The 12,243-nt window shown below is 65.5% G+C and carries 13 protein-coding genes; 5 read left to right on the forward strand and 8 right to left on the reverse strand.

Annotation, left to right across the window (positions count from 1 at the left end; translation table 11 throughout):
• Window positions 1-36 precede the first annotated feature (36 nt).
• From AC1RLU_RS12915 to AC1RLU_RS12925, 3 genes are read left to right on the forward strand one after another with little or no spacing between them, the layout of a single operon-like run.
• Window positions 37-555 (forward strand): cupin domain-containing protein, encoded by a 519-nt coding sequence (locus AC1RLU_RS12915; RefSeq protein WP_492795972.1) that lies wholly within the window; start codon window positions 37-39, stop codon window positions 553-555.
• A 1-nt stretch (window position 556) separates the two neighbouring features.
• Window positions 557-1,669 carry an FAD-dependent oxidoreductase gene (locus AC1RLU_RS12920; RefSeq protein ID WP_492795974.1) on the forward strand — a complete coding sequence of 371 codons (1,113 nt, stop codon included), beginning with the start codon at window positions 557-559 and terminating at the stop codon, window positions 1,667-1,669.
• A gap of 35 nt (window positions 1,670-1,704) precedes the next feature.
• Window positions 1,705-2,010 (forward strand): hypothetical protein, encoded by a 306-nt coding sequence (locus AC1RLU_RS12925; protein ID WP_492795976.1) that lies wholly within the window; start codon window positions 1,705-1,707, stop codon window positions 2,008-2,010.
• Window positions 2,011-2,194: 184 nt separating this feature from the next.
• Here AC1RLU_RS12925 and AC1RLU_RS12930 read toward each other — a convergent pair whose 3' ends face one another.
• The 3 genes from AC1RLU_RS12930 to AC1RLU_RS12940 all read right to left on the reverse strand — a co-directional run bounded on the left by AC1RLU_RS12930 (window position 2,195) and on the right by AC1RLU_RS12940 (window position 4,693).
• On the reverse strand, window positions 2,195-2,674 hold the full coding sequence (locus AC1RLU_RS12930) for a c-type cytochrome (RefSeq protein WP_492795977.1): 480 nt from the start codon (window positions 2,672-2,674) through the stop codon (window positions 2,195-2,197).
• A 70-nt stretch (window positions 2,675-2,744) separates the two neighbouring features.
• Window positions 2,745-4,199, reverse strand: coding sequence for a glycosyltransferase (locus AC1RLU_RS12935; protein ID WP_492795979.1), 1,455 nt, complete (start codon window positions 4,197-4,199; stop codon window positions 2,745-2,747).
• A complete protein-coding gene (locus AC1RLU_RS12940; RefSeq protein ID WP_061971430.1) occupies window positions 4,097-4,693 on the reverse strand; it encodes a TetR/AcrR family transcriptional regulator in 597 nt (198 codons plus the stop codon). The genes AC1RLU_RS12935 and AC1RLU_RS12940 overlap by 103 nt, the downstream gene beginning before the upstream one ends.
• 259 nt (window positions 4,694-4,952) lie before the next feature.
• Here AC1RLU_RS12940 and AC1RLU_RS12945 point away from each other — a divergent pair, with 259 nt between their 5' ends.
• Window positions 4,953-5,627 carry a hypothetical protein gene (locus tag AC1RLU_RS12945; protein WP_492795980.1) on the forward strand — a complete coding sequence of 225 codons (675 nt, stop codon included), beginning with the start codon at window positions 4,953-4,955 and terminating at the stop codon, window positions 5,625-5,627.
• Entirely contained in the window at window positions 5,525-5,887 is a 363-nt protein-coding gene (locus AC1RLU_RS12950; protein WP_492795982.1) for an SDR family NAD(P)-dependent oxidoreductase, read from the forward strand. The genes AC1RLU_RS12945 and AC1RLU_RS12950 overlap by 103 nt, the downstream gene beginning before the upstream one ends.
• Before the next feature lie 72 nt (window positions 5,888-5,959).
• On the opposite strand, the gene AC1RLU_RS12955 is transcribed toward AC1RLU_RS12950, so the two are convergent.
• The 5 genes from AC1RLU_RS12955 to AC1RLU_RS12975 are packed head-to-tail and all read right to left on the reverse strand — an operon-like array spanning window position 5,960 to window position 12,243.
• Window positions 5,960-7,015, reverse strand: coding sequence for an ABC transporter substrate-binding protein (locus AC1RLU_RS12955; protein ID WP_492795984.1), 1,056 nt, complete (start codon window positions 7,013-7,015; stop codon window positions 5,960-5,962).
• A gap of 49 nt (window positions 7,016-7,064) precedes the next feature.
• Window positions 7,065-8,609: a M81 family metallopeptidase gene (locus AC1RLU_RS12960; RefSeq protein ID WP_492795985.1), complete on the reverse strand. Its 1,545-nt coding sequence runs from the start codon at window positions 8,607-8,609 to the stop codon at window positions 7,065-7,067.
• A gap of 15 nt (window positions 8,610-8,624) precedes the next feature.
• Entirely contained in the window at window positions 8,625-9,683 is a 1,059-nt protein-coding gene (locus tag AC1RLU_RS12965; RefSeq protein WP_492795986.1) for an ABC transporter substrate-binding protein, read from the reverse strand.
• Window positions 9,684-9,723: 40 nt separating this feature from the next.
• Entirely contained in the window at window positions 9,724-10,836 is a 1,113-nt protein-coding gene (locus tag AC1RLU_RS12970; RefSeq protein WP_492795988.1) for an extracellular solute-binding protein, read from the reverse strand.
• A gap of 39 nt (window positions 10,837-10,875) precedes the next feature.
• Window positions 10,876-12,243, reverse strand: coding sequence for an amidohydrolase family protein (locus AC1RLU_RS12975; protein ID WP_492795990.1), 1,368 nt, complete (start codon window positions 12,241-12,243; stop codon window positions 10,876-10,878).

Raw genomic sequence — 12,243 nt, forward strand, 5'->3', positions numbered from 1 at the left:
CTTCAGCAACACCGCTCTCGCGGGAAAGGAACTACGGTGACGATCGAAACGCATTTTCTGCGTGGGAACGGTCGCGTTCCGAATTCGCATCTGCCGCTGCTGCTCTATCGCGGCGTGATCGGTGGCACGCCTCCCGAGATGGAAGCGCTTTTGCGGCGCAATGGCTGGCCACCGGATTGGCACAGCTCGTTCGGCATGTACCCCAAGCACCATTTCCACAGCGACACGCATGAGTTGATTGCGGTCACGCGCGGCGCACTCGTCGGGCGCTTCGGCGGCCATGACGGCATCAGGGTGACGATGGAGGCCGGGGACATTGTCGTGATCCCGGCCGGCGTCGGGCATTTCGGCGAGACGATTACAGAAGATCTCAGGCTGACCGGCGCCTTCCCATCCGGTTACGCCATCCATGATTTTCGTCTCGGCGATGCCGACGAGTACGCCCGCATGGTCGAGCGCTCGCAGCGCGTCCCGATCCCGGCCTTCGACCCGGTCTACGGGGCCGGCGGGCCGCTCATTGAACTCTGGACCACGCGTCCCGCAGGAAACGCCTGACATGTCGACAGTCCATATCGCCGGCGGCGGCATCGCCGGCCTCGTCGCCAGCATCGTCTTCGCAAGGCGGGGCTGGCGGGTCACCGTCTACGAAAGGAGCCCGGCGCTCAGGGCCAACGGCAACGGCTTCCCGATCTTCGAGAACGGCCTGCGCATTCTCGAGGCGCTCGGCCTCGGCGGCCAAATCGAGACGTCCGGTCATAGGCTCGAACGCTGGAGCATCTATCGCAGTTCCGGCGAGAAGGCGACCGAGTATGAACCGTTCAACGCAACGGGCGGGCGGATCGTGATGTTCCATCGCCAGGCGCTCGTGGATCTTCTGGTCGAGGCGGCTCGAATGTCCGGCGTGACGCTTGCGTCCGGCTCGCGCGTGGTCGGAGCCGAGGACGCCGGGGCGATCCTTCTTGAGGACGGCCGCCGACTCGAGGCCGATCTCGTGGTGGGTGCCGACGGCATCAGGTCAGCCGTGCGGCGGGGGGTGATGGGCGAATTGCCGCTCGGTGAACACCGCAAGGGGGCGCTGCGGTTGCTGATTCCGATCGAGCCGGGCGATTTCCTCGATGGCAATACCCGCGTCGGGCGGGAGTTCAACGATCCCAGCGGACGCCGTGTCGGCTTGCTGCCGTGCTCGCCGACGCTGATGTACATGATCCTGGTCAACCTCCTGTCCGATTCTGATGCCGGGCGCCAGCCCGTCGATGTCGAGCTCTGGTCGGCCACCTTCCCGATGCTGCGCCGTTATTTCGAGAGGATCGGCAAGAGCGGACATTACGACGTCTACCATTCGATCTTCCCGCCGGCATGGCATGCCGGGCGTTGCGCGCTGATCGGCGATGCGGCGCACGGCATGACCCCCGCTCTGGGACAGGGGGCGAATACGGCGATGATGACAGCCTATTCGCTTGCGGCCACGGTTTCTGCGGGGGCCTCGCAACAGCACGAGTTGCGCGAATGGGAGCGCAGGCTTCGGCCGCTCGTCGATTTCACCCAGAAATACGCCGAGGGAATCACGGCAGGTCGGCTCGATCCGAACAACGAGATCTTTTTCAGCGATCCGGGTCTGAGACGTCTGCTCGAAGCGAATATCCCGGCCGAATTCGGCGCCGCCGCGTGATCGCGCGGCCGCCCTTCCCATGAAAGGACACGACCATGTTCACGGCTCCCCCGTCGCTCGACAAGTACGACACCTTGCAGGACACCGCCGGCTATGCGCGCCCGGCGGATGATTTCGGCGAGCATGTCCCCGCTGGCGACCATCTCGAGAACCTCCTGCATTTGAAGAAGATGCTGATCGACAAGCGCCGCTTCATGGCGCAGGACGTCATCACCTATCCCGTGGTGTATCTCGCCCGGGCGCAGGACATCGCAAATCTACAGGGGTTGCTGGCAGCTCTCGACGTTGCGATCACGCATGAACTCTCATTACGCGAGACAGGTCAGCTCACCCACGCGTGATGAATGCGCCGGGGATCCTGCGGGCCAATTCGACAGACGATCAGGGGCCGGACAGACGGTCGACCAGCCCCTGGCGGCGGGTTCCAGCGTCCGGTTATGGGCTTAGCATCAACGTCCGGAACTGGCGCAATGCGATGCGCCAGTCAGCAACAAGCACTTCGAGCTCAAGTTCGGCGGACGGCCTTCATGGAGAGATGACCGTCAAGTAAGGGCTGGCCGGCTTGTCCTGTGGAGGGGTGATCGCCGGCACCTTGTTGGAGATCGGCTTCAGCGACTTCAGATAGCTTGCCAGCGAGTCGGCGTCCTGCGGGTTGAGCCTGCCGTAGGAATGCCAAGGCATGACCGGTGCCAGAACCCGGCCGTCCGGTCGCTCGCCTTTGGTTACCGCCTTGATGATGTCTGCCTTCGACCATTTGCCCAGTCCCGTCTCCGGATCTGGCGTCAGGTTCGGCGGGTAGAAGATACCGACATTGGGGATATGGAAGCCGACGTCGCCTCCGGCGATGAAGCGGGAATGGTCGGGTTTGCCGAGCATTTGGCCGGGTGTATGGCAGCCGCCGCAGTCCATGATCGTGGCCAGGTACTCGCCCCGCTTCACATCGGCGTGGCCAATGGCTGGGAGACTTGTCAGGGCGATGACAGTGGCAAAGGCAAGGCGATACATCTCGCTTCTCCTTGGAAGGCGGCAAGTCTGCATGCTTCCGGCGATGGAACCGTCCGGAAGTCGCAGGCGATCAGGCCGCCTGGCCCGGCTTATCGGCTCGATGCCCGGCGGCGAAGGCTTCGATCTCTGCGATTAGGCGATCAACGCTGGAGCCTTCCGCCGCGAGCAGGCCGGCCATTCGCCTGGCCTGCTCCGCGAAGCTGGCATCGGCGAGGACATCCTGAACCGCGCGTGCGATTTCGGACGGGCTCGCTGTCGGGGCCAAGCGAATGCCGACCCGATGATATTCCACGCGGGCGGCATTATCGTTCTGGTCGCGTCCCATCGGCATAACGACCAGGGGAACGCCATGACGCAGCGCACGCAGGACCGTGCCGTGTCCGCCATGGGTCACGACGACCTGCGTCGATGGCAGGATCGCCTCATGCGACGCGCTGTCGAGGATGCGGACATTGTCCGGTGCTTCGATTGCGAGCTGCTCCAATGCCTTGCCGAGCGTCACCACGGCGCTAACCGGGAGTTGGCCGAGCGCAGCAACGATACGACGCAAGACTTTGTCCTGCCCCTGATGCGTGGTGCTGAAGGAAACCAGCGCTCTCGGGCGCGTGTCGATGCCGATTGCGTGGTGTCCGGAAGTGACCGCCCAGCTCGGCTCCTCCAGGAGGGGGCCGACATAGCGGACATACTCCGGCATCCGAGCGACGGGAAAGTCGAAGCTGGGGCTGGTCGCGAGCAGGCAGCGCCCGGCGCGGGCGGCCTGATCGAGGACGCGCGCGAGCGGGGCGAGGCCAAAATGGGCGCGGGCGGCATTGGGGGCTGGCAGCGCCTGGTTCCAGAGCGCCTCGCCGACGGCTGCGGCTTCCGCATCGCGCGCCTGTTCGGCCGGGTTTCCAGCGGGCTGGAAACCCGGCCCGAACGGCGGGTGGCCGGGCAATGGCGACAGGGAGATGTTGGCTGCGAGCAGCACAAGAGGGGTCCGGGAGACTTCCGCGGCTAACATGCCGCCGAAGAGCAGATCCGAGCCGATCATCAGGTCCGCGGGCTCCGCGGCCAGCGCATCCAGAATATCGAGCGCATAGTCCCGTGCCGGACCCACGAAGATCCGACCGCACCATTGCCGAAACGCAGCGATCGGGTCCGCGATATCCCGATCGCGCACGAAACAGCTGGCGGCGCTTCGATCCGGCCGGTTGGGAGCACGGGTCCAGGGCTGGAAGCGTGCTCCGGCCGCAATCGCCTCGGCTCTCATGGAATCATCGGCGATCAGGCGAACGTCATCGCCGCGGGCCGCGAGGCCTCGCAAGGCGGCGATGAAGGGCGGCACGTTGCCGCCGCCTTCCCATCCCGTCACCAGAATGCGCAGAGGCGTCTGTGGGCTCGACAGCTGTGTCATGTCGGAGTTCCTGCACCTGAACCGGAAATCTAACGAACCGCGCCCTCGTGGAGCAGCCGTTCCACTGCCTCGATCATCAGCCGGCCGGTCTCGCCGGCCGTATGGTTTTGGTTGCGGCGCAGCAGATGCCACACCCACACATCCGTCAGCGCCAGCAGCTGTGCGAGACGGTCGGCTTTCGCCGAGGGAGGCAGCTTGTCGAGCCAAGCCGCGAACATCTCCTCGATCCACGCGCGGTGACTATTGCGGCCGCGCGCGAGGATCGCGCCGAACTCGGGAATGCGCGCCTCCTGGCTGAGCGTGCGGACAACGATGTCGCCCGCCTGTTCATAGTCCTGCACCAGGACCGTGATGATCGCAGCGACGGTCTTTCCGGGGTTGTGCCAGCGCCTGGTCCTGATCTCCGCATCGAGCCCATCGGCCATCGCGCTCAGCACGCCAGCCTTGTCGCCGAATCGCCTGATCACGGTCTGTCGGGTCGTATTGGCCGCCCTGGCGATATCGTCGAGCGTGATGTCCTCAAACCAGCGCTCGCTCAGGAGGTGCCTGAGAGCGTCCACGATTTGTTGCTCGGTGTCTTGCACGGCATGGGCGCGTGCGACCTGACGATAAGCACGGGGCGACACTGTTGAATTCCAATTTAGAGTTACTCACTGTAACATCAAATTGAAATGCGTCAATGCATCCCCCGATGAAGCCGGCGGCATCTCTTCGAACAGCGACACCTCGGGGAACGAGCTTGCAGTCCGCGGCAAGCATCCCGATCTCCACCGGGTCGGCAGGCGGCCTCCTGCAGGCTCGTGCGATGCTCGGCTGCGGACATGTCCTGACCAGAAACCGATCCATGATGAGCCCTTCGGAACGCCGGGCTCAGATGGATCTCACATGGCACGTGGCGCAAGCACGGTTCCTCGACGCAGCACGACCGGCCTGCGCCGGTTTCTGGATCCTGAACAGCAGCGCGCCTGGATCGAGGGCACGGCTGGCTTGCCCGACGCCGACGAGCGCTCCGAGTCCCTGGAGCTGCGGTTCAAGTACATCCCCCGGTTTGAAAAGCTGCTTCGCCGCCCGCAGGCACAGGACGTCCTGGCGCTTCTCGGCCTCTATGGCCGGAACTGCATCCCCATCCCGCGCAGGAGCGAACGTCACTACTGGTCGGTTTCCTGCCTGCCTTCGACGTCCGACAAGCCGCTTGTCCGCGTCAACGCGAGCTGGATGGAACTTTTCACACTCTATGCGGCCGAAGAAGGTGTCCGTGCGCGCTGCCTGATGCGCCTCTCGGATTTCACCACGGACCATTCGCTCGCACGCAGCCATCTGGACGAGGCCTTTCTCGAGAGCTGCGTCACGGCGCCGGAGGATATCAGCTATTTCTTCCCACATGGCCCGGACATGTTCGGCGTCAATGTCCTGGGCTGCGCCTCGATCCGTCGTTTCCTTGAAATGCCGCGGATCCTATGCGCCATTCGGACTTTCAATTTGATGCACATGAACCGGGGGCGGAACGCCTACCAGGCCAGTCACTGTTACAGCCTGGCAGATTTCATGCTGGCAGGGTGAATGCCAGCGCGGCCGAGCTGGGCTGCCTGAAGGGGCTCGTAAACTGTGCCGGTCTAGTCGGCATGCGTGAGCGTTTCGTCGACGTTCCGGACCCGACGATCCGGCAGGTCTTCGACGTGAATCTCTTCGGCGCCATGGCCTGCATTCGCGAGGCGATCCCGCGCATGTCGACCGCGAGCCGTGGCTCTGGCGGAGCGATCATCAACATCTCCTCGGGCCTCTCCACGGCCGGCGCACCGAATGTCGAATCGCGGCAATGAAGCCGTAATGGGGCTGATGCGGGCGACCCGCTCGCGCCGGCTCGGGATCCCCGAGCCGGCATCCCGATAGCGCTATTTCTGGATCCAGCTGTTCCAAGCTTCGAGCAAGCGCGCCTGATTGGCGGCGATCCAGGCAGCATCATGCTTGACGATCGCCTTGAAGGCCTCCGGCGAGTTCGGAATGTTGGCCCGCGCGGCATCGCTCATCTTCGCCACGGCGTCGAGGCTGGGCGGTGTCACGTTCAGACGCTCGGCCAGTTTCGCCTGGACGTCGGGATTGTCGAGATAGAACTTCAGCAGCGCCTCGGCCCCGGTCGAGTTGGGTCCGTCGCGTAGGATCTGCATCGTGTCGGCCAGCAGAAAAGCTCCATCATAGGACACCGCGACCGGTTGCTTCTCGGCCTTGAGCGCGGCCGCCCGTGTGCCCCAGATCATTCCCATCACATATTCGGCGTTGCGGAAGCCCTGCTGGCTCTGGTCCCCCGTCCGCCACCAGAGCTGGACCTGCGGCTTGATCTGATCGAGCTTCTTCAGAGCTCGGTCCACATCGAGCGGGAACAGCTTGTCGGCCGGGACGCCGTCGGCCAGCAGCGCCGCGGCGAAGACACGCCAGGGGTCATTGAAGCTCGGTAGCGCCCGGGGGCCGGGAAAGCGCGAGACGTTCCAGAAATCGGCCCAGTTTCCGGGAGGCCCGTCCTTGAAGCGCTCGGTGTTGAAAGCCATCAGCGTCGCGTTGAAGGAGATCTTCACGCCGGCGGGGCCGCAGGTCTTCTCCGCGAGATCCTTTCGCGCTTCGAAGCTTTTGCAGAACGAGGTCAAGTCGCGCGAGAAGCTGCGATTCTGGGTCGACTCGGCGATGATGTCGACATTGTTGATGATGTCCCAGGTCACCTTGCCGGCGTTGGCCATGGCCTGGGCCCGCGTACGCTGCTCGGAATCCGTCGCCACGACCGTCGCGACGCCGATGCCCGTCGCCTTCGTGAAAGGCTCGAACCAGACCTCTTTCAGGGCGCGGTCATAGGTGCCGCCGGTCGTCGCGACCACGACCTCCTTTGGTTGCGCCAGCACGGACGTGCCCAGCGCGGCCGACAGTGCGATCTGCCCGGCCAGGATCGAAAGAGTCCGCACGCGCGACCTTCTGGTGAGAGGCCGCGGATGTTGTCTCGCTCGCATGGTGTCAGTCCCCTTTTTGGCTGTGGTTGGTCGAGTGACGCGCAAGCGATCGCCGCTCATCGGCAACGCTCGCAAAGATTCGGGCGGTCAGGGCCGGCCGGGAGATGATGTCCTCGGGATGGATCGGCCGCCGCTTCGCGAAGGGCAAAAGCCCCGGCCGGTAGTTCGAGATGCCGGGCGTATCGACTACGAGGCAGGGACCGATCGTCTCGAACGAAATCTTGAAGTGGTAACCGGACTTGACCACCACGATGTCCTTGTCGGCGAGATCGATGCCCTGGCTGCGGAAAGCCGCTGGGTCCTGGGTGAAGCCGGGCAGGCTCATGGCGAGCACCGTCAGGTTGCCGGAACGCAGGATCGCCGTATCGCCGAGCGTCGCCGGCTCGTTCCTGAGATACGGACCGTCCTGAACGAAGCGGCCGTCTCCGAGACCGGCAACCACCCAGCGAGACCGGAACGGGCAGATACCGGACGAGAGGGTACCGCCGAGCGGCTGTTCGATCTCTGCTCCGATTCCCGCCATCTGCGCGATGCGGACTATGGCGGGGTCAGTGATCGGGACGACGGCCTCGAGGTTCGGCCAGCGCATGGCGAGTTCATGCAGGATCGCCGTGCCGTCTCCCGGGGTGCCCGCGAGAACACGGTCGCCCTGATCGCCGAGGATGGCGGGGCGCGCGATGCGTCCTGCCGTGACCGCCGACAAGGCGTCATGCAGGGGCATGAAATCGGAGACGAAGGCGTCGCGCTGGGTCCAGAACAGCGCCGCGAGTTCCTCCACAGCCGCCTGGGCCAGCTGCGCGTCGCCATCGGCGATGGCCGTGATGCATTGCTGCCCGTCTGGCACATCGACCAGCGTGGTGCAGTTGTAGATGGAAATGTCGAGCAGCTGCGGATTGGCAGCCATCATCTGGCATCGCCTGGCATGTAGCGCGGCGAGTGGGCCTCTCGCTGTCTCCATCTGCGCACCGAAAATGAAGGGCAGCCAGACCGAAGCCGTCACCGGCGCGAGTTTGCCCTGCAAGGTCTCGACGAGGAGAGCGGCCGCGCGCTCGCCGGCGAGATCGTAGTCGGTATGCGGGTTCTCCTTGCAGGCGACGACGATGTCCGCATTCTCCAGCATCGCCGGCGTAACATGGGCGTGGAGGTCCAGGCTGACGGCGATGACGGCTCGCGGCCCAAGCGCCTGGCGGACGGCGGCGAGCAGCACGCCTTCTGGATCGTCGAGACTTTCCGTGATCATGGCGCCGTGCAGGTCGAGGAAGACGCCGTCCGGCCGCTGCGCCTCGACCTCACCGACGATCTCGGAAAGGAGATCTTGGAAGACGACGTCCTCGACAGGCCCGCCGGGCGGCGCGACCGCCGAAACTCCGGTCAGGATCTCTGCTCCGCTCGCCGTAAGCCGCCTGCAGCCACCAGCGAGTCCCGAACTACCCTGCGCGACCTTTTCGAGCAGGGCCTTGCCGCGAACGATCGCGAAGCTGGCGAGCCCGGTCCGCAGCCGGCTGAAGCTGTTGCCCTCGTGGAAGAGGCTGGAGACGAAGATGCGCATCGTGGAGCCGCCCGTTTATTGCTGAAGCCAGGCGTTCCAGCGGTTGAGCATCGCGGTCTTGTTGGCGTTGATCCAATCCGCGTCGGGCACGACGAGGCCGCCGAACACGTCGGGCGCCAGCGGCAGGGCCTTCTGGGCCTCGGCACTCATCATCGCGGCGGCCTTGCGGCTGGTCGGCGTGCAGGTCTGGGCTTCGCAGCGGCGCGCCTGGCCCTCGATGTTCTCGACGTAGAATTTCAGGAAACGCAGGGCATTCTCGCGGTTTGGCGCGCCCTTGATCAGGGCCCAGCGATCGCCGACCAGCACGGCCTGGTTCTGGCTCCAATCCAAGGGCTGCTTCTCGGCGCGAAGGGCGGACGCCCGGGTTTGCCAGATCATGCCCATGACGTATTCGCCGTTGCGAAAGCCCTGGACGCTCTGGTCGCCGGTCTTCCACCAGAGCGCAACATGCGGCCGGATCTCGTCCATCTTCCGGAAGGCCCGGTCGAGGTCGAGCGGGAACAGTTTGTCGACCGGTACGCCATCTGCCAGAAGGGCGGCGGCGAGGACGCGCCACGGGTCGTTGAAATTCGGCAGCGACCGCGGCCCCGGGAAATCCTTGACGTTCCAGAAATCCGCCCAGCTGCGTGGCTTGCGGCCCGGAAACTTGGCGTCGTTGTAGACCAGCAGTGTCGTGCCATAGGCAGCGAGCAGGCCGGTGGGCTTGCAGGCGCCGGGCAACAGGTCGTCATTGCCCTTCAGCGGCTCACAGAAGCTGCCGAGGTCTTCGGTCAGGGCGCGATACTCGTCCGAAGAGGACTGGATGTCGCCCGCTTGGAAGATATCCCAGGAGACGCTTCCCGCCGTCACCATCGCCTTGACGCGTGCGACCGTCTGGGCTTCGGCACCCGAGACCGGCCGGATCCTGATCCCGGTCGCCTTCTCAAAGGGCTCATAGAAGTGCTTGCGCAGTTCCTGCTCCTGCGCACCACCGGTGGTGGCGATCACGAGTTCCTTGCCGGATTGGGCATGGACGGTGGCGGGCAAGGCGAGCGCGAGCAGTGCCGCGGCGATCAATCGGTCGAGCTTTGTCACGGTGCTTCCTGTCTCTTCCGTAGGCTTTCGTTGGAACGGTTCAGCGCGCGAGCCAGTCGGCCCAGCGGCGCAGAACGGCGTCCTGATTGGCGTCGAGCCAGTCGCGATCGATCTTGACGATGCGCGGCCAGTTTTCGGGCGCGGTCGCCAGATCGCGCGCGATCGCGGGCTCTAGCAGCGGCAATGCACCCTTGAGGCCGGTGGCTGCCAGGCCCTCCTTGACGAAGGCGGCATGGGCGCCGGGGCGGCTGTAGACGAAGTTGAGCAAGGCGAGCCCCGCGTTCGGGCGCTGGGCACCTTCGAGTACGCCCCAGAACGAGGCATCGAGCGGCGCACCGTTCCATGAGACACCGACCGGCAGCCCCTCCGAGCGAAGCCGCATTGCCCGCCCCGCGAAGATCATCGCCATGACGACCTCCTTCGACCGGAAGATCTGCTGGCTCTGGTCGCCGCTGCGCCACCAAACGGCGATGTGCGGCTTGATCGCATCGAGCTTGCGGAAGGCGCGATCGAGATCGAGCGGGAAGAGCTTGTCGACGGCGACCCCGTCCGCGAGCAGCGCGGCGATCAGGTTCCACCAGGGTGTGCCGGCATTGGGCAGCGAACGCGGCCCCGGAAAGGCCTTCACGTCCCAGAAATCCACCCAGCTCGCGGGCTGTCGACCGGAGGCGGGAAAGGCGTCGAGACTATAGGTCAGCAGAGCACCGCCGACGTCGAACAGGGCGCCATATTGCAGGCAAGCCCCGTCGACACCTTCTCGCGCCACGTTCGGCGTCGCCTCGCAGGCGGGGCCGAGATCGCGGAAGAAGCGGCGATTCTCGGGGGTCAGCGAGTCGACCGACAGCGTGAGCACGTCCCATTCGACTCGCCTGACCTGCGTCATCGCCTTGAGCTTGGCGAGTTTCTCGCCATAGGAGCCACCGGTGGCAACGACCCTGATGCCGGTCATCTCCGTGAACGGATCGTAGAAGGTCTTCTTGACCAGCTCGCCATAGGCCCCCGTCCCGCCGGCGACGACGACGTCCTTTTCGCCGGCCTTGTTGGCGCGCTCGACCAACGCGTCGATGGCGGCCTGCGCCTGTGCGGGATCGAGGAGCGGCAGGCCGAGCAGCGGCGCGGCGGCACCGGCCTTGACGAATTCGCGACGATTCATGCGTGGTCCCCTTCTCTCTCTCTCTCTGTCTCGTTGACGTCAGTTGCTGAGGCCGCAGCGGCGCATGAGGCCGCTTGCCGAGGCATGTGCCCGCTCGATCACCGCGCCGGGCTCCTGCCTTTCGGGTAGTCCATCCCGGGCGACGCAGCGTCCATTGACGAAGACCGCACGCGGCGGCGTCGCGCTGCCGAGGATTGCGGTCTCCCAGACCGGATCGAGATCCAGCGCCTCGGATGCGTCCGGCGCGCGCAAGACGATGTCGGCGCGCTTGCCCGGCGCGATGCTGCCGGTCCAGCCTCCGGCGCCCACGCTCGCAGCGGCCCCAGCGGTGCGCATCCGCATGATCTCGGCCGGCGTCGCCGGCGTGCCGCAGACGGCGGCATTGGCATGAGCGAGCGTGCCCAGCGCGTCGAAACGCACGCTGCGGGGAATGTCGGTCGCGAGCCCGACCGCCGCGCCGCCGCGGGCGAGATCGAGCATACGCGGCCGGCCTTTTTCGCTGCCTATCATCCGCATCTGCGAATAAGGGCACCAGACGATCCCCGTGCCGCTGCCGGCGAGACGCTCGACGTCGCCGTGATGGACCAGGTTCATGTGGACGAAGGTCGTGCCGGGACCGAGCGCGCCCGCTTCCTGCAACGCGGCGATCGTCTCGCCGGCCGCTTCGCCGGCGCGATAGGCGTTCGGGCTGTAGCCGCGATGTTCCTGGAACTGGACGCCGTTCCGCCGCGCGAGATCGAGCGCGGCGCGAAACAGCTCTGGCGATGCTGTGTCGGCGCCATAGATGCCGACGAAGGCGTGGACGAGACCGCCGGGCTCCGCGTTGCGGCGCAGTTCGCGGCCGAGCCGCTCCAGCGCTTCCTCGAGATCGCGCGGCCAGAGCTTCAGGAAGCTCGGGCTGACGAGTTCGGGCTGGTTCTCGGCCAACGCACGGGCGCGGTCCGAGACGTAAGGGTCGGTGAGCCAGATGCGGATACCGAAATCGTCTGCAACCTGCGCGACGGCATCGGGCATGAAGATGGTGCCGGGATCGACGAAGCCGGTATAGCCGGCCCGGAAATAGTCGAGCGTGGCGAGCGCGGCGCTGGCGTATTCATCTTCCGGGCGCAGCGCGGATTTCCAGTTCCCCATCGTGACGGAGGCCGCCTCCATGCGCTGGAGCACGCTGCGGGAGGTGTATTGCGAGATGTGGATATGGGCATCGATGAAGCCGGGATGGACGACGCCGCCCTTGGCGTCGATGCGCTCGCGCGGCGCGTAGGTCTCACGCAACCTCGCCGTATCGCCCACTGCGACGATGTCGGCCCCGGTGATCGCTACGGCGCCGTCGGCAATCACCGTGTCGTCCGTATCGACGGTGAGAACCGTGGCGCTCTCGATCAGGATGTCGCAGGGCTGCGGGGTCAT

The organism is Allobosea sp. GW822-FHT05A11 (genome assembly GCF_058800455.1).